Annotated in this window: 23 protein-coding genes; all 23 read left to right on the plus strand. The window is 38.3% G+C overall.

The features are described 5' to 3' along the window. Nucleotides 1-85: 85 nt before the first annotated feature. The 23 genes from FFM59_RS06590 (at nt 86) to FFM59_RS06700 (ending at nt 20,530) form a co-directional block, all read left to right on the plus strand. Nucleotides 86-1,363, plus strand: a complete 1,278-nt coding sequence (locus FFM59_RS06590; protein ID WP_225420313.1) for a solute carrier family 23 protein — start codon at nt 86-88, stop codon at nt 1,361-1,363. A gap of 204 nt (nt 1,364-1,567) precedes the next feature. After that, nucleotides 1,568-2,284 (plus strand): F0F1 ATP synthase subunit A, encoded by a 717-nt coding sequence (atpB, locus tag FFM59_RS06595; RefSeq protein WP_137602260.1) that lies wholly within the window; start codon nt 1,568-1,570, stop codon nt 2,282-2,284. 23 nt (nt 2,285-2,307) lie between these two features. Then, nucleotides 2,308-2,520 (plus strand): F0F1 ATP synthase subunit C, encoded by a 213-nt coding sequence (gene atpE, locus FFM59_RS06600; protein WP_137602261.1) that lies wholly within the window; start codon nt 2,308-2,310, stop codon nt 2,518-2,520. Between the two features lie 35 nt (nt 2,521-2,555). Continuing rightward, nucleotides 2,556-3,068, plus strand: a complete 513-nt coding sequence (atpF, locus tag FFM59_RS06605) for a F0F1 ATP synthase subunit B (RefSeq protein WP_137602262.1) — start codon at nt 2,556-2,558, stop codon at nt 3,066-3,068. Beyond that, nucleotides 3,068-3,610, plus strand: coding sequence for an ATP synthase F1 subunit delta (gene atpH, locus FFM59_RS06610; RefSeq protein WP_137602263.1), 543 nt, complete (start codon nt 3,068-3,070; stop codon nt 3,608-3,610). The genes atpF and atpH overlap by 1 nt, the downstream gene beginning before the upstream one ends. A 27-nt stretch (nt 3,611-3,637) precedes the next feature. Beyond that, on the plus strand, nt 3,638-5,158 hold the full coding sequence (gene atpA / locus FFM59_RS06615) for a F0F1 ATP synthase subunit alpha (RefSeq protein ID WP_137602264.1): 1,521 nt from the start codon (nt 3,638-3,640) through the stop codon (nt 5,156-5,158). 32 nt (nt 5,159-5,190) lie between these two features. Further along, nucleotides 5,191-6,114, plus strand: a complete 924-nt coding sequence (locus FFM59_RS06620) for a F0F1 ATP synthase subunit gamma (protein WP_137602265.1) — start codon at nt 5,191-5,193, stop codon at nt 6,112-6,114. 26 nt (nt 6,115-6,140) lie between these two features. Then, entirely contained in the window at nt 6,141-7,544 is a 1,404-nt protein-coding gene (atpD, locus tag FFM59_RS06625; RefSeq protein ID WP_137602266.1) for a F0F1 ATP synthase subunit beta, read from the plus strand. Between the two features lie 11 nt (nt 7,545-7,555). Continuing rightward, complete coding sequence (locus FFM59_RS06630) at nt 7,556-7,972, plus strand: F0F1 ATP synthase subunit epsilon (RefSeq protein WP_137602267.1); 417 nt, start codon at nt 7,556-7,558, stop codon at nt 7,970-7,972. A 146-nt stretch (nt 7,973-8,118) separates the two neighbouring features. Continuing rightward, nucleotides 8,119-8,349, plus strand: coding sequence for a DUF1146 domain-containing protein (locus FFM59_RS06635; RefSeq protein WP_137602268.1), 231 nt, complete (start codon nt 8,119-8,121; stop codon nt 8,347-8,349). A gap of 19 nt (nt 8,350-8,368) precedes the next feature. Beyond that, nucleotides 8,369-9,679, plus strand: coding sequence for a UDP-N-acetylglucosamine 1-carboxyvinyltransferase (gene murA, locus FFM59_RS06640; RefSeq protein ID WP_137602269.1), 1,311 nt, complete (start codon nt 8,369-8,371; stop codon nt 9,677-9,679). A 54-nt stretch (nt 9,680-9,733) separates the two neighbouring features. Further along, nucleotides 9,734-10,711 carry a rod shape-determining protein gene (locus FFM59_RS06645; RefSeq protein WP_137602270.1) on the plus strand — a complete coding sequence of 326 codons (978 nt, stop codon included), beginning with the start codon at nt 9,734-9,736 and terminating at the stop codon, nt 10,709-10,711. Nucleotides 10,712-10,720: 9 nt separating this feature from the next. Beyond that, entirely contained in the window at nt 10,721-10,963 is a 243-nt protein-coding gene (yidD, locus tag FFM59_RS06650; RefSeq protein ID WP_137602271.1) for a membrane protein insertion efficiency factor YidD, read from the plus strand. Between the two features lie 8 nt (nt 10,964-10,971). Next, nucleotides 10,972-11,193 (plus strand): DUF2969 domain-containing protein, encoded by a 222-nt coding sequence (locus tag FFM59_RS06655; RefSeq protein WP_137602272.1) that lies wholly within the window; start codon nt 10,972-10,974, stop codon nt 11,191-11,193. Between the two features lie 26 nt (nt 11,194-11,219). After that, nucleotides 11,220-12,419, plus strand: coding sequence for an FtsW/RodA/SpoVE family cell cycle protein (locus FFM59_RS06660; protein ID WP_137602273.1), 1,200 nt, complete (start codon nt 11,220-11,222; stop codon nt 12,417-12,419). Between the two features lie 18 nt (nt 12,420-12,437). Continuing rightward, the gene (locus tag FFM59_RS06665) at nt 12,438-12,743 is read left to right on the plus strand and encodes a glycine cleavage system H family protein (RefSeq protein WP_137602274.1); all 306 of its coding nucleotides are present in this window, start codon (nt 12,438-12,440) and stop codon (nt 12,741-12,743) included. Nucleotides 12,744-13,130: 387 nt separating this feature from the next. Then, nucleotides 13,131-14,171 carry a methionine ABC transporter ATP-binding protein gene (locus FFM59_RS06670; RefSeq protein WP_137602275.1) on the plus strand — a complete coding sequence of 347 codons (1,041 nt, stop codon included), beginning with the start codon at nt 13,131-13,133 and terminating at the stop codon, nt 14,169-14,171. A gap of 49 nt (nt 14,172-14,220) precedes the next feature. Then, nucleotides 14,221-14,850, plus strand: coding sequence for a methionine ABC transporter permease (locus FFM59_RS06675; protein WP_174795645.1), 630 nt, complete (start codon nt 14,221-14,223; stop codon nt 14,848-14,850). Nucleotides 14,851-14,874: 24 nt separating this feature from the next. Next, the gene (locus tag FFM59_RS06680) at nt 14,875-15,696 is read left to right on the plus strand and encodes a MetQ/NlpA family ABC transporter substrate-binding protein (protein ID WP_137602277.1); all 822 of its coding nucleotides are present in this window, start codon (nt 14,875-14,877) and stop codon (nt 15,694-15,696) included. A 251-nt stretch (nt 15,697-15,947) separates the two neighbouring features. Then, on the plus strand, nt 15,948-16,919 hold the full coding sequence (locus FFM59_RS06685; protein ID WP_137602278.1) for a DUF2785 domain-containing protein: 972 nt from the start codon (nt 15,948-15,950) through the stop codon (nt 16,917-16,919). A 102-nt stretch (nt 16,920-17,021) separates the two neighbouring features. Beyond that, on the plus strand, nt 17,022-18,173 hold the full coding sequence (locus tag FFM59_RS06690) for a D-alanine--D-alanine ligase family protein (protein ID WP_137602279.1): 1,152 nt from the start codon (nt 17,022-17,024) through the stop codon (nt 18,171-18,173). A 60-nt stretch (nt 18,174-18,233) separates the two neighbouring features. Then, nucleotides 18,234-19,664, plus strand: coding sequence for a glycerophosphodiester phosphodiesterase family protein (locus FFM59_RS06695; RefSeq protein ID WP_137602280.1), 1,431 nt, complete (start codon nt 18,234-18,236; stop codon nt 19,662-19,664). A gap of 17 nt (nt 19,665-19,681) precedes the next feature. Continuing rightward, the gene (locus FFM59_RS06700) at nt 19,682-20,530 is read left to right on the plus strand and encodes a helix-turn-helix transcriptional regulator (protein ID WP_137602281.1); all 849 of its coding nucleotides are present in this window, start codon (nt 19,682-19,684) and stop codon (nt 20,528-20,530) included. The last annotated feature ends 75 nt before the right edge of the window (nt 20,531-20,605 follow it).

Raw genomic sequence — 20,605 nt, forward strand, 5'->3', positions numbered from 1 at the left:
AGGTTATCATGCGGTGTCCAACAATGAAACAATTATTTACAGAATGTTGAATGACTATATTTATATAATACGAGGAGGATTTACTGTGGATAAGAAGCAAGTAGTATTAGATATTCAGGATCGTCCCAAGCTAGGACAATGGTTTGGGTTATCCATCCAGCACATGTTCTCCATGTTTGGCTCAACGGTTTTAGTTCCGATTTTAGTTGGTTTAAATCCAGGAATTGCATTGTTTAGTTCTGGCGTCGGAACTTTGATGTACATTCTGATTACGAAAGGCAAAATTCCCGCTTATATGGGTTCCAGTTTTTCGTTTATTGTCCCAATGCTCGCGCTCATGAAAGCAGCTGGTTATCCTGCAATTGCCCAAGGAACCGTTGCCGTAGGGTTGGTGTATTTGATTGTCGCTATTATTGTCAATTTCTTTGGATCAGATTGGATTGATAAAGTATTACCTCCAATTATCGTGGGACCAATTGTGATGGTAATTGGATTGTCACTAGCTAGTACCGCTGCTAAAGATGCAACCCTAAATGCCGCCGGTAAGTATGATATTAAATTATTTATTGTTGCCATGATTACTTTATTGGTCACTATCGGATTTAATATGTATCTCAAAGGCTTCCTTGGCTTAATTCCAATTTTATTAGGAATTGTTTTTGGGTATATCGTGGCCGTTATTTTTGGATTAGTAGATTTCACTCCTGTTATGAAAGCTAATTGGTTCCAACTGCCTAATTTTCAAATTCCATTTGTTTCCTACAAGCCAGAATTTTATTGGGGTGCGATTTTGAGTATGGCACCGATTGCGTTTGTCACAATGACTGAACATTTAGGCCATATTATGGTGCTTAACCAATTAACCGGACGAAACTTTTTTAGAGATCCAGGCCTAAACAAGACACTGGCAGGGGACGGAACAGCCTCAATTATTGCCGGTTTTGTTGGTGGTCCACCAGTGACGAGTTATGGTGAAAATATTGGCGTTTTGGCAATCACGAAGGTTCATAGTATCTACGTACTGGGTGGGGCAGCGTTCTTTGCGATTGTCTTCAGTTTTGTCGGTAAACTGAGTGCCTTAATTGAATCTATTCCAAGTCCAGTAATTGGTGGAATTTCATTCTTATTATTTGGAGTGATTGCTTCTAGTGGATTACGAGTTTTAATTGATAAAAAAGTTGATTTTGATAAGAAAAGAAATTTGATGATTGGATCAACGATTTTGGTGATTGGTATAGGTAATGCTTACCTCCAATTAGGTCAATATCAGTTCTCTGGGCTCGCAGTTGCCGCGGTTTTGGGGATTATCTTAAATTTAGTCCTACCTGAGGATGCCGCTAGCGAAAAACAAAACATAGGGTAAACCTTGTTATAATGCATAACGAGACACATTGGTCGAGATGTACTGAATTTATTAAATAACTTTGAATTTTACCTCAAATGGTGGTAATATCGTTTTATGTATTTTGAGCTGTCAAATAATGTAACATTGATAGAATCTTCAAGCTGTCAACTCACTATATAGGAACCAAAATTAATCGTTATAAGGAAAAGAGGTGGAATGTACATGGGTGGTGATGCTTATACCTTTAAGCTGTTCGGCCTCATGTTCAACTGGACTAATATCCTTTCTGGACTTGCAGTATTCGTGATTGTTTTCTTTTTGTTGTTCGGGCTATCTCGAAAATTAACTTTGAAACCAACTGGTGGTCAAAATGCACTAGAATGGTTTGTTGATTTTACAAATGGAATTGTTCGCGGACAAATGCCAGCAGAATATGCACCAAGGTATAGTTTCTTAGGATTTTTCTTGTTCATTTTTATATTTGTCTCAAACCAATTTGGATTGATACTTCAATTCGGTTGGGGTGGACACGAGCTATTGCGAAGCCCAACGGCAGATCCAGTCATTACGATGACGCTGTCGTTCTCAATTATGGTGCTTACACATCTTGTTGGGGTGGCACAAAATGGTTTTCTTAAATATCTGAAAGGGTATGTTAAACCAGTGGCTTTTTTGCTACCAATCAATCTTTTTGAAGAATTTGGTAACTTCTTAACACTAGGTCTTCGTCTCTTTGGTAATATCTATGCAGGTGAATTGCTACTTAAAATGATTGCAGGTCTTGCCTTACCAGATGGCCATTTATCACTTGGTGTGATTTATGCTTTACCATTATCAGTTATTTGGCAAGGATTCTCAGTCTTTATCGGTGCAATTCAAGCATACGTCTTTGTAACATTAACGTCGGTTTATATTTCTCACAAAGTTGCTGAGGAATAACACATTTTAAGGAGGATTTAACAATGGGAGCAATTGCTGCAGGAATCGCTGCGATGGGTGCCGCTATCGGTGCCGGTGTTGGTAACGGTCTTGTTATCGGAAACACAATTTCAGGAATGTCACGCCAACCAGAATTATCTGGTCGTCTTCAAGGAACTATGTTCTTAGGAGTAGGTTTGATTGAAGCTATGCCTATCTTGGCTATCGTTATTGCCTTTATGGTTATGAACAAGTAATAATTTTTTATATTATATAAAGGAGGTAACGATAGATGTTTGCACAAAGCGTTTTAGCTGAATCGAATAGCTTGTACGTCGGCGATATGATTTTTTATCTAGTTTCATTAGTAATTCTAATGTTGTTAGTTAAGAAATTCGCCTGGGGTCCAATCACCAAGATGATGCAAGACCGTGCTGACAAAATTGCTAATGATATCGACAGTGCTGAAGCATCACGTAATGAAGCAAGTAAACTTGCTGAACAACGTGAATCAGAACTTCAAAACGCTCGTTCAGAAGCAGCTACAATTGTAGGTAATGCTAAGCAAAGTGGTGAAAGCCAACGGACGCAAATCATTACGTCAGCACAAAGTGAGGCACAAGCACTGAAAGAAAATGCTCAACAAGATGCTGAACAGGCTCGTGAAGATGCATTGAAGAGGGCTAAAGACGACGTTGCAAACTTGTCTATTGAAATTGCTTCTAAAATCATTCACAAAGAACTTAGTGCTGGTGATCAAAAGGCATTGATTGATTCTTATATTGAAGGGTTGGGTAAAGAATAATGAGTCTTGATAAGATGACAATTGCAAAACGTTATGCGAAAGCATTGTTTGAATTAGTCGTTGAACAAGATCAACTTGACGCAACGCTTGAAGAATTAACGCAATTGCGTGAAGTCTTTAAAGCTAATGATGGTTTAACATCTGTCTTAACAGGTGCTGAATTATCACTTCAAGAAAAGCAGTCATTAATTCAGGCTTTGACACATGGAGCTTCTCCATATGTTACTAACTTGATTCAGATGGTTTTTGATTACGGCCGCATGAATGAAATGGTCGCAATTATTGATGAGTTTGAGCGACGTTATGATTCAAAAATTGGAAGAGTTCACGCAGAAGTAGTTTCTGCTGTTGAACTTGACGATTCACAAACGGAAAAATTAACTAGCCAGCTTGCTTCACGTGTTCATGCGAAGGAAGTTGTCGTTAGTAAACGTATCGACGATTCAATTATTGGTGGGGTAATCGTCCATACCGATAAAGAAATCTTGGACGGCAGTATTAGTTCAAGAATCGAAAAAGTTCGTCGTTTATTACTGAAATAACATTTAATTTAAAGAGGTGAGACTTTTATGAGCATTAAGGCTGAGGAAATCAGTTCACTCATCAAACAACAATTGGCTAATTACCAAGAACAATTATCTGTTGAAGAAACAGGTACTGTTACGTATGTTGGTGATGGTATCGCCCGTGCTCACGGGTTAGATAATGCAATGGCTGGTGAGTTGCTCGAATTTGACAATGGCGTGTTTGGAATGGTTCAAAACCTCGAAAGCAACGATGTTGGTATCGTTGTTTTAGGTGATTTTACTGGTATTCGTGAAGGTAACAGTGTTAAGCGTACTGGCCGAATCATGGAAGTTCCTGTTGGTGATGCATTATTAGGTCGTGTCGTTGATCCTTTGGGTCGCCCAATCGACGGAAATGGTGAAATCAAAACCGACAAGACTCGTCCTGTTGAAAGAAAAGCACCAGGAGTTATGCAACGTAAGAGTGTCTTCGAACCATTACAAACAGGTATCAAAGTTATTGATGCCCTTGTTCCTATTGGTCGTGGTCAACGTGAGTTGATTATCGGAGACCGTAAGACTGGTAAAACATCAATCGCGATGGATGCAATCATTAACCAAAAAGGTCAAGATATGATTTGTATTTATGTCGCAATTGGACAAAAAGAATCAACTGTTCGTGGCCAAGTAGAAACACTACGTAAGTATGGTGCAATGGATTATACAATCGTTGTTTCAGCCGGACCTTCTGATCCAGCTCCACTATTGTATATTGCTCCTTATACTGGAGCCGCAATGGGTGAGGAATTTATGTTTAATGGCAAGCATGTCTTAATTGTCTATGATGATTTGACAAAGCAAGCCGATGCATATCGTGAATTATCATTGATTCTTCGTCGTCCTCCAGGGCGTGAAGCTTATCCTGGTGATATTTTCTATACTCATTCACGTTTGCTTGAACGTGCCGCTAAGTTGTCAGATGAATTGGGTGGAGGTTCAATGACCGCTCTTCCAATCATTCAAACACAAGCCGGTGACGTTTCTGCTTATATTCCAACGAACGTTATTTCCATCACTGATGGTCAAATTTTCTTGGATTCAGACTTATTCTATGCCGGGACTCGTCCTGCCATTGATGCCGGAACTTCAGTTTCACGTGTTGGTGGGGATGCCCAAATTAAGGCTATGAAGAAGGTTTCAGGGACTCTTCGTTTGGACTTAGCTTCATACACTGAATTAGCTTCGTTTGCTCAGTTCGGTTCAGATTTGGATGAAGCAACACAATCTAAATTGAATCGTGGTGCCCGAACTGTTGAAGTTTTGAAACAAGGACTTCACCAACCGGAAACTGTTGAACAACAAGTTGTTACATTGTTTGCTTTGAGTAAAGGATTTATCGATGCAATTGAAATCGAAGATATCCAACGTTACGAAAGTGAATTATTCAGTTATATGACTGGAAACCATCAAGAAATCCTTGATGAAATTACAAGCACTTCTAAACTACCTGAAGGCGACGGATTCTATAATGCAATTAAAGAATTCTCAGATCAATTCCAAGGTAGCAAACAAGCTGCAAAATAGGACTAACCAGTAAGAAAGGACGGTGAGATTAAGTGCCTGCATCACTAGCAATCGTTAAACGTAAAATCGTTTCAACCAAAAATACTCGACAAATTACTTCTGCGATGCAAATGGTTTCAACTTCAAAGTTGAACCAAATTCAACACCACACAGCTACATATCAAGTGTACGCTGCTAAAGTAGAGTCAGTTATAGCGCATCTTGCACAATCTCATGCTTTCGGTTCTTCATCTGCTGGTCAATCTTCTACAGTTTCTCCACTATTAACTCAACGTCCAGTTAAAAAGACTGGCATTTTGGTAATTACTTCAGATCGTGGATTAGTTGGTAGTTACAACAGCAACGTGATTAAATCAACGTTGGACTTCATGAAAGAACATGAATTAGATGCTAACAATAGTGTATTCTTAACCATTGGTAACACGGGGACAGAATTTTTCACTAAGCGTCAAATGAATGTAGCTTATGAATATACTGGTGTTAACGACGTTCCAAAGTTTGAAGAAGTAAGGGAAATTGTCAAAACGGTAACTGAAATGTACAGTAACGAAGTATACGATCAGTTGTATGTGGTTCATAGCCACTACGTCAATCGGATTTCTTCTGAAGTACAAGTTTCACAGATGCTACCGATTTCTGAAGAAACACTTGGTGACATTGTCGATGCAAAAGAAGCTGAGAATGCTGATCAAGTGAGTCCAGCTTATGATTTTGAACCTTCGGAAGATGATATTTTCTCAGTTGTGTTACCACAATATGCTGAGAGTAAAGTTTACGGAGCAATTTTGGATGCGAAAACATCTGAACACGCCTCAAGTTCTAACGCGATGCGTGCTGCTTCTGATAATGCCGCGGATGTTATTAGTTCCCTTGAACTGAAATATAACCGTGCTCGTCAAGCAGCTATTACCACCGAAATTACTGAAATTGTTGGTGGCCAAGTAGCACTTGAATAAATCTAAAAATAGGAGGAAACAACAAAATGAGTTCTGGTAAAGTTGCACAAGTTATCGGACCTGTCGTTGACGTTGAATTCCCCTTAGACAACAGTTTACCTGATATTAATACTGCGCTTGACATTAAGTTAGCTGATGGAAATACTTTAACAGTCGAAGTTGCCCTTGAATTGGGTGATGGAATTGTTAGAACAATTGCCATGGACGCAACTGATGGCTTACAACGTGGTATGGACGTCGAAAATACTGAACAATCAATTAGTGTTCCAGTTGGAGACGATACCTTAGGTCGAATGTTTAATGTCTTAGGAAATACAATTGATGGCGGTGCGGAATTTGGTCCCGATGCTGAACGTAATCCTATCCATCGTGATGCTCCTGAATATGACGAATTGAACAATGCTACGGAAGTTTTGGAAACTGGTATCAAGGTTATTGATTTACTAGCTCCTTACGTTCGTGGTGGTAAAATTGGTTTGTTTGGTGGTGCCGGTGTTGGTAAGACTGTTCTAATTCAGGAACTAATTCATAATATCGCACAGGGACACAATGGTATCTCTGTATTCACCGGTGTTGGTGAACGTACCCGTGAAGGTAACGATATGTATTACGAAATGAAAGAGTCGGGTGTTCTTGAAAAAACTGCCATGGTCTATGGTCAGATGAACGAGCCACCTGGGGCACGTATGCGCGTTGCCTTGACTGGTTTAACAATTGCGGAATATTTCCGTGATGTTAAAGGTCAAGACGTGCTATTGTTTATTGATAATATTTTCCGGTTTACTCAAGCTGGTTCAGAAGTTTCTGCCTTGCTTGGACGGATTCCGTCAGCCGTTGGTTATCAACCTACATTAGCTACTGAAATGGGTCAGTTACAAGAACGGATTACATCAACGAAGAAAGGTTCAATTACGTCTATTCAAGCCGTATATGTGCCTGCCGATGATTATACCGATCCTGCTCCTGCAACTACTTTCGCCCATTTGGACGCCACAACTAACTTGGAACGTTCCTTGACTCAACAAGGTATCTATCCAGCCGTTGATCCTTTGGCTTCAACTTCAACTGCCTTGACTCCAGAAATTGTGGGTCAAGAACATTATGATGTTGCCACTGAAGTTCAACATACACTTCAACGCTACCATGAATTACAAGATATTATCTCAATTCTTGGTATGGATGAACTTTCGGATGAAGAAAAAACGATTGTTGCTCGTGCACGGCGGATTCAATTCTTCCTTTCACAAAGTTTTAGTGTTGCTGAACAATTTACTGGCCTTCCTGGTGCTTATGTTTCACTTAAAGACACAGTTAGTGGATTTAAGGAAATTCTTGATGGTAAACATGATGATTTACCTGAAGAAGCATTCCGTTTGGTTGGTACTATCGATGATGCAATTGCAAAATCAAAAAAATTGCAAACTAACTAGGGGGAATTCAAATGGCTGATCATACAGTAGAAGTCACCATTGTTACTCCCGATGGAAGTGTGTACGACCGTGATGACGCGACAATGGTAATTGTCAAAACAGGCGGTGGTGAAATGGGTATTTTAGCTAGCCATCAACCATTCGTAGCAACATTAGAAATTGATGCTGTTCGAATTCAAACTGGTGATAAGGAAGATCAAGTCGCTGTTTGTGGTGGTTTCATTGAATTTTCTGGTAATTTAGCTACAATCGTGGCTGATAGTGCAGAAACGTCCAAAGAAATTGATATTGAACGGGCACAAAATGCCAAGAGTCGTGCGGAAGAACACATCAAACATGCTCACGAGGTTCACGATGCAGATGAACTTTCGCGTGCTGAAGTTGCGTTGAAACGTGCGGTTAACCGTTTAAATATTTCTGGCAAATAATCATTTAAATAATAAGATTAAACTCGATGTCAATTGGGTTTAATCTTATTTTTTTACAAAAAAGTCACAATTTAAGCTTTGTTTAAGAACAGACAGAAGCTCATAGTTTATGGTATTATTGAAGACGATAATTGAAGGGGTACGTCATGAAATTAGTTGGAATCGAAGCCTTAATTAGTTTAGTTGTACAGTTTAGTTTTATTTGGCTCGCCTTCAAATCAATTCAAGGTCTACATATTGAACGGTTGTTTCGAGAAATGCCAAAAACACTGCCGTTGCTAATTGTGTTGCTATCTATTGCAATTGGCTACACCAGTGCCACTTTTTTTATGTCATTTTTCGATTCAATTCGTAATCTCATTTATATTGTGAAGTAATTTCGTCGGAGGAATTATCATGGAAAAAATCATTGTTAAAGGTGGCAACAAGCTTTCAGGTACTGTAACAATTGAAGGTGCCAAAAATGCTGTATTACCGATTCAAGCCGCATCAATTTTGGCGTCACAAGGCGTGGTTGAATTGAGTAATGTGCCAATTTTGTCCGATGTATTTACGATGAATAGTGTTCTAGAATTTTTGAATATTAAACTCGATTTTAATCAAGATGAAAAAACCCTAGTACTAGATGCATCAGGAGATATCTCATATCAAGCACCGTTTGAATATGTTTCAAAGATGCGTGCGTCAATCGTCGTTATGGGACCGTTGTTGGCTCGTTGTGGTCACGCTAAGGTTGCCTTACCAGGCGGCTGTGCAATTGGCTCACGACCAATTGATTTACATTTAAAGGGCTTGCAAGCTCTAGGTGCTAAAATTGAACAACACGATGGCTATATCGAAGCCTTTGCTGATCAATTAGTTGGTGACCGGATTTATTTAGATTTTCCTAGTGTTGGTGCGACTCAAAACATTATGATGGCAGCCACGTTGGCTCAAGGAATTACCGTGATTGAAAATGCGGCCCGCGAACCTGAAATCGTTGATTTAGCCAATATCCTTAATAAAATGGGTGCTCGCGTTCATGGTGCCGGAACCGAAGAAATCAGAATTGAAGGAGTTACCTTCCTACATGGTTGCGAACATGCAGTTGTTCAAGACCGCATTGAAGCTGGTACGTTTATGGTAGCCGCTGCCGTTACTAACGGTGATATTTTAGTTCAAGATGCAATTGCGGAACATAACTTGCCACTAATCTCTAAGCTCAAGGAAATGGGAGTGACAGTGGTTGAACAAGATAACGGGATTCGCGTCATTGGGACCTCTGTTTTACTACCGGCTAATGTGACCACAATGCCACATCCAGGATATCCAACCGACTTACAACCACAAATATCCGTTTTACAACTATTAGCTAATGGAGTTTCGACATTGAATGAAACCGTCTTTGAAAATCGGTTCATGCATTTAGATGAACTACGTCGAATGAATGCTAGTGTGACAATTCAAGGATCAACAGCGGTCTTAAACGGGCCTGCTAAGCTTAATGGAGCAGAAGTGGAAGCTACCGACTTGCGGGCTGCTGCCGCACTCGTTTTAGCTGGACTGGCTGCAGAAGGCTACACTCAAGTAACCAACTTAAAATATTTAGATCGTGGATATTACCGTTTCCACGAAAAATTACATGCCTTAGGTGCTGACATTAAACGTGTTGAAGACGTGGACAATGTAACTATTAACGTAAATTCAGCTTTAAAGCCTGAAAAATAACAGAACAAATATGATATAATATCGACGTATAATCGAAGGGAGCAACAAGTAAACATGGCAAAAGATATCGGAATTGATTTAGGGACCGCCAATGTATTAATTTATGTTCAGGGAAAGGGAATTGTATTAAACGAGCCTTCTGTAGTGGCAATTGATACAAAGACTAATAAAGTGTTGGCAGTTGGATCCGAAGCCTATCGTATGGTCGGTAGAACACCAAGTAATATCCGGGCAATTCGTCCGTTGAAGGATGGAGTAATTTCTGATTTTGATGTTGCTCAAGAGATGTTGTCATATTTTATTGATAAACTCAATGTAAAAGGATTTATGTCAAAGCCTAACATTATGATTTGTGCACCAACTAATATCACTGAAATTGAAAGAAAAGCAATTATGCAGGCCGCCGAACAATCTGGTGGTGGTAAAGTATTTCTTGAATACGAACCAAAAGTAGCAGCCATTGGTGCTGGTTTAGATATTTTCCGTCCTACCGGTAGTATGGTTATTGATATGGGTGGTGGAACTAGTGATATTGCCGTGCTTTCGCTTGGCGATATTGTGTCTAGCCGGTCATTGAAGATTGCTGGAGATAAGATGAACAGCGATATCGTCAGTTATATCAAGAATAACCATGGTCTTGTGATTGGTGAACATGCTGCTGAAAGCATTAAAATGAAAATTGGTACTGCTACAAAGGCAGAAAATCCTGAAAAGATGGAAGTTCGTGGCCGTGATACAGTTAGTGGAATGCCACGTTCAATCGAAATTGATGAAAATGAAGTTGAAGAAGCTTTGCATGAAACTTTGATGCAAATTGTTAACGGTGCAATTGAAGTCCTAGAAACTGTACCGCCTGAATTAGCTTCTGATATTATTGACCGTGGAGTAATGCTCACTGGTGGAACTTCATTATTGAAGAATATTGATTCATTATTTAGTGGCTTTTTGAAGGTGCCTGTATTAGTATCTGAAAGTCCCTTAGATAACGTAGCGCAAGGCGCTGGCGCATTGCTTGAAAGAATGCAAAAATAGGATAAATTAATGACGAAACTCATTGTACAAATTGTTAAGTGGTATCAGAAAAGTATTTCCGCATTTCGACCTGCAACTTGTAGGTATACTCCGACTTGCTCGAATTACATGCTTGAGGCTGTGGAAAAATTTGGAATGCGCGGAGTTCTAATGGGGGTGGCACGAGTTTTAAGGTGTCACCCATTTGTACGCGGTGGGTTTGATCCAGTACCTGACCACTTTAGTTTACGTCGAAATAAAAATTGTAAGTAGGTGACAATTTGTCAAAAAAAGATAAAAATATTGAGGTAGCAATTGAAGAAACAACCAAAAATGGCAATCAAGTACAACAAGTATTGATTGGTAAAAACGTGGTTGGTGAGATTGAAAACCAAGAAAATAAGTACACAGCAATTCTAACTGATGGTGAAGAATTTAATGTTCATTCGTTCGATGAGGGAATCGAAGTTGTGTTACAACAATACCATCTACATCAAGGTTAATTCTCATTCATTGAAGGAGTTCTCAAATGCAACGAAAATCAGAAAGAACAGAAGGAAATTCACGGATTGACTATGGAATTATTTTTTGTGTGCTAGTTTTGGCCCTAATTGGGCTAGCATCTATTTACGTTGCCGCCAACTATGATAAAACCTCGACTAGTGTGATGCATTATGTAGTAATGCAATTAGCTTGGTACGTGATTGGATCAATTGCAATCGTGATTATTATGCAATTTGACTCGGAACAATTATGGAAAATTGCCCCATTTATATTTGGAATAGGAATGTTCCTGATGTACGCAATTCTCATTTTCTACAGTCGTTCGTATTTTGCAAGTACTGGAGCGAAAAGCTGGTTTGCGATTGGATCAATCACATTCCAGCCGTCTGAGGTGATGAAGCCGGCCTACATTTTAATGATGGGCCGGGTCATCACTGTGCATAACAATACTCATCCCACACACACCATTAGATCTGATTTCGAGTTAATTGGTAAAATGGTACTGTGGTTATTACCAATCGTCATTTCTTTGCATTTACAAAATGATTTTGGGACGACATTAGTCTTTGCTGCAATTTTTGCAGGCATGCTGTTAGTCTCAGGTATTTCGTGGAAGATAATCATCCCAGGAGTCATCAGTGTGGCTACCATTGGAATTACCGCATTATCGCTAGTTGCTACTACATTTGGACGCACAATTCTTGAGCACGTCGGATTCCAGGCATATCAATTCTCTCGGGTTGATACATGGTTGCATCCTTCGCAAGATACTTCAAATAACGGTTATCAATTATGGCAAAGTATTAAAGCAGTTGGCTCTGGTCAAATCATGGGAACTGGATTTAATACGTCAAAAGTATATGTACCTGTCCGTGAGTCAGATATGATTTTTTCCGTGATTGGTGAAAATTTTGGTTTTATCGGTGGAATTTTACTGATATTGCTATATTTACTCTTGATATATCAAATGATTAGAGTAACATTTGATACGAAAAATGAATTTTACGCTTACATTGCTACAGGGGTTGTCATGATGATTTTATTCCATGTGTTTGAAAACATTGGAATGAGCATCGGATTGCTGCCTTTGACCGGTATTCCATTGCCGTTCATTAGTGCTGGTGGATCTTCATTAATCGGGAATTTGATTGGAGTAGGGATGATAATGTCAATGAGATTTCATGATCATTCGTACATGTTCAGCAATAAAGATCAATTTAGATAGGGAAAGGGAGTTAGTATTTTGAGTGAAGCAAGTAAGTATTTTTGGGTAAAGAAACAAGCAAATGGTACCAGTCGTGTAGGTCTTAGTGATGGAGCCGTTGATGAATTAGGCGCAATCAGTTTCATCGACTTACCTGAAGTTAACGCAACATTAAAAGCTGATGGTGAATTCATCTCAGTTGAAGCAGAAAAAGCAGTGACTGATATTCCTAGTCCAATTGCCGGAACTATCGCAGCTGTTAATCCTAAGCTAGAAAATGATTTGAGTGACCTAAACTCAACTCAAGCTGACTTACGTTGGATTGCTGAAGTCAAAGAAGTTTAATTAATTAGGTTATGTCTTGACAGTTTGAATGAATGTTAAGTATAATTACTGCATTGTTAATTATTAAAAATTAATTTGAAAAGATGAGTACGTTTTTAACTTGATACACAGAGAGCTCCCTTAAGTGAAAAGGAGTAATGAAGTAAAGCGGAAGATGGTCTTCGAATATTAATTTACAAATAAGTCATCGGTAGATAATGAATTTGTGATGGTGGTGCCCATTAACGCACATGAGTAGTAATACTCATTGAGTCAGTAGCTGCGAAGTTACTGAGAAGTTAGGTGGTATCACGCAAAGCAAATCAAGCTTTCCGTCCTATTAAACAATTATGTTTAATAGTGAATGGAAAGCTTTTTTTTACCAATTTTATAGGAGGTGATGTCTAGGTGATTGAATTTAAAGATGTTTCGAAAACATTTGATGCAAAAGTTGGAACCGTCCATGCAGTGAAGGATGTAAACTTAGTAATTCCAGATGGTAAAATATACGGAATTGTTGGTTACTCTGGTGCCGGTAAAAGTACAATTATTCGGATGTTGAATGGTCTTGAATCACCGACAACTGGTTCAGTAACTGTAAATGGTTCTGAAATTAGTGCACTTAAAGGAAAAGAATTAAGAGATCAACGGTTAAAAATTGGCATGATTTTCCAACATTTTAACTTGTTATGGTCACGAACTGTGTTGGAAAATATCGAATTTCCATTGGAAATCGCCAAAGTTCCTAAGGCGCAGCGGAAAGAAAAGGCAATGAAACTGGTTGAACTGGTTGGCTTGAGTGGTCGTGAGAATGCCTATCCATCAGAATTATCAGGTGGACAAAAACAGCGGGTCGGGATTGCGAGAGCATTGTCCAATGATCCAGAAATCTTACTATCTGATGAAGCTACTAGCGCACTTGATCCACAAACAACCGATGAAGTTTTAGATTTGTTGCTAGATATTAATAAGCAACTCAATTTAACTGTTGTAGTGATTACTCATGAGATGCACGTGATTCGTAAGATTTGTGATCATGTAGCTGTGCTTGATTCAGGTGAAATCGTCGAACAAGGACCAGTGCTTGATGTCTTCAAGAATCCACAGCAAACAATTACTAAGCGGTTTGTGAACCAAGAAACTGATTCGGGCAGCGCAGGTGATACCAATACAGCGGTTGAAGAGCTTCTGAAAAAATATCCACAAGGGAAAATTGTTAAATTGACCTTTCATGGTGAACAGGCTTCACTGCCAATTGTTTCCGAAACACTTCGCCAATTTGATGATGTTGACTTAAACATTATTGAAGGAAATATTCATCAAACTCAAGATGGCGCACTTGGATCATTGTACATTCAATTGTTGAGTGATAATCAGCAGAGTATCGACGGTACGTTATCGTATCTTCAAACTTTGCGAGTTGAAACCGAGGTGATTGAACGTGGTTGATACAGGAATTGGTTCATATTTTAAGTTTAGTAATGTTGATTGGCCTTCAATGGGCATCGCTACCTGGGAAACCGTTTGGATGACAGTTGTGTCAATAATTGTCGTTGCCATTCTTGGTTTTCTCCTAGGATTGCTGTTATTCGAAACTACTAACAGTGACGCATTTTTAATCAAAGCATTAAATTGGATTGTTTCAGCATTTGTCAATATTTTCCGTTCAATCCCATTTATCATCTTGATTGTATTATTACTACCAGCAACACAAATTATCATGGGTACGATTATTGGTGCTAAGGCTGCTTTGCCATCATTGATTATTTCAGCTGCTCCGTTCTATGCTCGCTTGGTCGAAATTGCATTTCACGAAATTGACCATGGAGTGTTAGAAGCATCTGAGGCAATGGGAGCTACAAAAGCACAAATTATTTTTAAAGTTTTACTACCTGAAAGTTTACCAGCTTTAGTTTCAGGGATTACCGTTACCGCAATTTCATTAATTGGTTATACAGCCATGGCTGGTGCCATTGGTGCTGGTGGATTAGGGAATACTGCCTACTTAGACGGGTTCCAAGCAAATAACAATGCTGTAACTCTTACAGCCACGGTCATTATCGTGATTATTGTTTTTGCTTTCCAATTGATTGGTGATTTTGCAGTGAAACGCATTGATAAAAGATAAAACAAACTTTGGAGGAAATAGCATATGAAAAAATGGATTGCAGGTTTTGCCAGCATTATTGCTGTCGCATTATTATTAGTCGGTTGTGGAAAATCAACCAAGGAAACTACTTTAACAGTTGGAGCATCTAATGTACCTCATGCCCAAATTTTGAAACACGTGAAGCCACAATTGAAAAAAGAAGGAATCAACTTAAAAGTCAAAGTATTCCAAGATTACGTTTTACCTAACAAGAGCTTGGCAAATAAGAGCTTGGATGCGAACTACTTCCAACACACACCTTTCTTGAATAACTGGAACAAGAAGAATAATGGTACTTTGGTTAGTGCCGGTAAAGTTCATCTTGAACCAATCGGTGTTTACTCACAAAAATATAAGAGTTTGAAGGATCTTCCTGATGGAGCAACCATTCTTGTAAGTAACAACGTTGCTGATTATGGTCGTGTGCTGACTATCCTTAAGGATGCTGGTTTAATTACAATCAAGTCAGGTACTGATATTACGACTGCTACTTTTGATGATATCGCTACAAATAGTAAGAATCTTAAATTTAAGACTGATCTTGAACCTAAATTAATGCCTAAATTCTATCAACAAAAAGAAGGCGATGCAGTTGTCATCAATGCCAATTATGCTGAACAAGCTGGAATTAACCCAACTAAGAAAGCTATTGCCCTTGAAAAGAACTCATCACCATATGCTAATATCGTGGCCGTTCGTAAAGGCGACACTGATAAACCAGCAATCAAGAAGTTGATGAAAGTACTCCAATCAAAGAGTACTCAACAATGGATTCAAAAAGAATATAAGGGCGCAGTTGTCCCTGTTTATCCTAACGGAAAATAAAATTTCTGTAACTTAGAATCATATTTTGAGATCACAAATCACTATTGACGTTGACCCACATGGGTTTATGTTGATAGTGTTTTTTTGGTTGTCATCATTAATGAACGTTTTTACTAATCAGTGGTATCATGAGAGCTTAAAATGAAAACTTTAAATAACGACTGATTTGAGCCGGATGGATAATTTCCCAGCTATTCAATTGTTATGATAGTATTAATGTATAAATGTAGACGATGGGGGAATGAATCGGTATGACACAAATTGATACAGTAAAAAAACAATTAACCGAACTACGCAAAAAAGTGAATGATGGGAAAATCTATCAATCCTTGGGAACTGAAGTAGGGACAATCATTGATAATGTAAAAAAAGTTCGATTAACAAAAGTTAATTTGGCTACGGATGACGATGAATTTTTAGATACATTAAATGGACTACGTGAACAAAATCATGAACAACAGTTAACCGACATTTCTGATGAAGATTTGGTGTTAATGCTCAGTCATATTGGCTCAACTAATCCCAATGTCCGCGACAAAGGGGTCTATTTCTTTTTCAGTGAATTGCTGGAATTCCAAGTACTTTCAAAAGAACAACTCTCGCTGTCTTTTAACTACTTATCTCAAGACGAAGTGATGTTTGCACATATTTTAGAACCAAAAAATAACGCAATTTTTAAACGGTCGTTTAGCTTATTATTGCTGTCGACAGTGTTGTATGGCGATCAAGCCGGATACTTCTTCTTAGATAGCAATCGCTTAAATGATTTTGTCATTCAATTTGCTACTTATATGGTTTTGGAAACTGATACACGTGGCTTTATCAAGTCTAATGGGTGGGCACATGCTTTCACCCATATTGGGAACGTGATTGATGAACTATGTAAACGAGATGATTTATCACGAGCAGACAAGTTATTTTTAATGACCGTCCTAATTGAACGATACAAGCGCTTGGATACTCCAGTTATTTTTGGCGAGCCACAACGAATTGTCGCATTCTTATCGTCTCTAGCGAATAAAAATGAACTTTACAGTAATTACCTATTACTCCAGTTAAAATCGTGGAGAAGCTATTTAATGACCAAATTTCAACCACAAACAGAGTCGGATTGGAATTTAATCTTTAATCACGGTCGCTTAATGCAAACTATTTTAGTTCGAGATGATTTTCCTGAAGAAATAATGAAATATGTGGCCACTGGAGAAAACTTCTTCTCATAAAATTATTAAAGATTTATTAGAGTTTATGCCAAATTACGACAAATAATATTTTTCATGATACACTTAAGGTTCTATAAAACGACAGAATAGGTGTGAAAAATTATGCAAAACGGAAATAAGTTACACATTGCTTTGCTGTTTGGCGGTAACTCGTCTGAACATGATGTTTCAAAACGTTCAGCACACAATATATACGATGCCATGGACAAAAATAAATACGACGTGAGTCTATTTATGTTCACCAAAGATGGTATCTTGTTGGGACACGAAGCATCAAAGAAAATCTTTGATGGGGTTCCTGAAGACGATATTATTGCTGAGGAGTATCCTAAGATTGATATGTCAGATCCATTGGCACCAATCAAAGCTTTTCAAGAAGTAAAGGATATTGATTTATTTTATCCGGTTATCCATGGTAATTTGGGTGAAGATGGTACGATCCAAGGATTGTTCAAGTTGCTCCGTAAGCCTTACATTGGCTCTGGTGTGATGGCGTCAGCTGTCTCATTTGATAAGGACATGACTAAACGGATTTTGAATCAAGCCGGTGTTCGCAATACGAAGTACATTTTGGTCACTCCCGAGAATCGGGATACGATGACTTGGGACTATATCAGTGCCAAATTAGGTAACTCAGTTTTCATTAAACCAGCTAATCAAGGTTCTTCAGTTGGTATTCATAAGGCTAACGATGCTGCATCATATAATGAAGGACTCGAAGATGCGCTGCGTTATGATTTTAAGATTTTGATTGAAGAAACAATTGAACAACCTCAAGAAATTGAAATTTCAATTTTGGGTAATGAAATCCCTCGAGCATCTAAATTAGGTGCAGTGCGGGTTCCCGCCAGTGATACCTTCTATGATTATCAAAATAAATTTGTTGATGCTAGTGGGGTTGTTTTTGAACTACCAGTGGTATTGTCAGATAAATTGACCAAGGAAATTACCAAAATGGCGATTGATGCCTTTGTTGCTCTCGGGCTCAAAGGGTTAACTCGGATGGATTTTCTAGTTGATAAGAATGATGTTCCTTATTTGGGTGAACCTAACACATTGCCTGGCTTCACTAACATCAGTTTGTATCCACAAATGTGGGAAGTATCTGGCATTAGCTACTCTGAATTAATCGACCAAATCATTGAATATGGTTTGGCAGAATTTGAACGAAATAATAAAATTCATTATGACTTCCAAGCTTTGGGAGACGAACGGGTAGGTCAGAAAAAATATAATACTGATGTAGTAGATTGAAACTCCAAAACACTTGCAATACAATAGTATTGTAGGTGTTTTTTTAGTGGGGGAAATGATTTGAGATGGCGAGAACTGACCAGCATAATCTGGTTGATATTATTAATTAATAGTACGTTGGTATTTTACGACATTTTCTGGGGCGGAATCTTAGCGGCCTTTCTTTTTGAATTACTAATTATCTCAAAGTGGGTCGCCATAAATACGACAATTACTTCCTGGAAAAAGTCGTTCGTAATCATGAGCCTGGCCTGGGCCTTAATGTTGCCTTTAGGCGGGTTAGGGTTATCAGGCTATTTGGCAGCACATTTTACTTTTCCAGAAACAATTTTAAGAGTTGTTAATTTGCACCGAGTGGCAGTTGTCATTCCGATGGCAATCATTTATTTGGTGCTCGGTTTAATTTGGTGGAAATATTCGCGAATCAAGTCGTTAAACTCGACTAATAATTTTTGGAAACCACTGCTGACTGGTATTTTATTGGGGCTATGTTTGATTGGCTTGTTGGTAATCAACATTAAGATACAATGGCTGTCAGATCTGGTATATGGAGTGAGCGTAATCATTGTGGGGATGCTATTGGTGGCCTCGTTATTGAGTACCGTGATGTATTTTCATTTTAGTGTTGCAAACCAGCCAAAAGAAACTCAGCGTTTTAAATGGTGGCCGGCCTTAACCTTGTTAGTATTGATTGGCACAGTTGTGCTCGGTATTAACTTACCAAATAGTACCAATAATCGCTATCCAACTGTGATTGCTCATCGGGGTGTGGATAATCGAAATGGCGTGCAAAATTCAACACAAAGTTTGAAAAAAACAGGTCAGCAAACCACCTATATTGAAATGGACATTCAGATGAGCGAAGATAATCAATTTGTGCTGTTACATGATCCAAATCTCAAACATTTGGCTGATAAAAAACAGGCGGTTGCGACTGATGATTTTGCTGCTTTACAGAAGGTTAAATTACACGAAAATGGCTATGTAACTAACTTATCTTCTTTTGATCAATATTTTAAAGTTGCCAATCAACAAAAGAACCAGTTAATTATTGAATTGAAGCCACAAGATATCAATCCACAACAAGTTGCCCGAAGATTCAATCAGCTCTATGGAACGCAGTTAATGCGGTCTAAGTCGATGGTTCATTCAATTGATGGTGAGTTAATTGAAAATCTGAAGTTGGATAATCCTTCTTTGAAAGTAGGTTTAATCCGGCCATTTGTTTTAACTAAGTTGCCAACGAATGGCATCTCGTTTTATTCGCTGGATTCTCGTACAATTAATCGAACAATCGTCAATCAAGCCCATCGGGAAAATAAAAAAGTATATGTCTGGACGGTTGATCAACCGGTCGTAGCTCGAAGGATGGTGGCACTTGGGGTTGATGGTATTATTACAGATCGAAGTAGTTTGATAAAAAAGGTACTTCATGAGAAAATTAATCTTATTAGTGAACAGGCAAAAAATATTATTTGGCAATTAATCTGAGTTAAGGAATTGAAAATATGGAACTTCGCGGATCAAAATTAAAAGAATACCGTCAAAAAAAAGAGATGTCTCAAGCAGACTTAGCGAAGGATATTTGCACACAGGCGACTGTTAGTTTGATGGAAAATAAAAATAAACTACCCGGTATGCCAATCCTTTTTGCTATTTGTGAGAGTTTAGGGATTCAAGTCGAAGATTTAGTGACCGAAGATAATCGAAACTTAGGAGATATTTTTAGTCAAATTAATCAACATTTACTGGAACAAGATTATGAAGCGGCCGAACGAGAATTAAATCAAATTAGAATTAAACAAATTAGGACTTCGTTTGATAAACAAAGATATTATTACTTTATTGGTGTGATTCAATTGCAAGTCAGTCAAGATCTGAATGAAGCGATGTTCAACTTTCAGCTCTCAATTCAAGAATTTGCTGAACAAGAAACTAATATGTACAAAGTTCTGACCACTATCGAAATGGGCAAAGTTTATTTAGCCCAAAAAAATGAAAAGCTGGCTGGTCAATTAGCGATTCAAGCTCAAACGATGGTCAAGGATGAACAACTCGGTGGAAGTATTCAACAATATATTTATGTTAATGTCAATTTATCCAAATTAGCTTTGGAGTCAAATCAAATTCTAATTAGTTTAGAAGCTGCGACAGATGCTTTAACAGCATGCCGAGAACATGGTTTATTATTGGCTCTTGATGAAATTTATCTATCTTTAGCTTTAGGGAATCATGCGTTAGGCAAAATAAAAGAAGCGAAGAAGCAAATTATTATTGCTAAAGCGGTTAATGAAGTTCTCCAAAATGATCGATTAACACAGCAAATTAGTCAAGAAAACACAAAATTGGGTAAATAAAGTGGCTGGGAAAAAACTAATTCCAGACTATAAAAAATAAAGGGACTTTGGAAAAACACTCCAAAGTCCCTTTAA

Origin of the sequence: Paucilactobacillus nenjiangensis, from assembly GCF_005405445.1 — a bacterium.
Taxonomy (GTDB): Bacteria; Bacillota; Bacilli; order Lactobacillales; family Lactobacillaceae; genus Paucilactobacillus; species Paucilactobacillus nenjiangensis.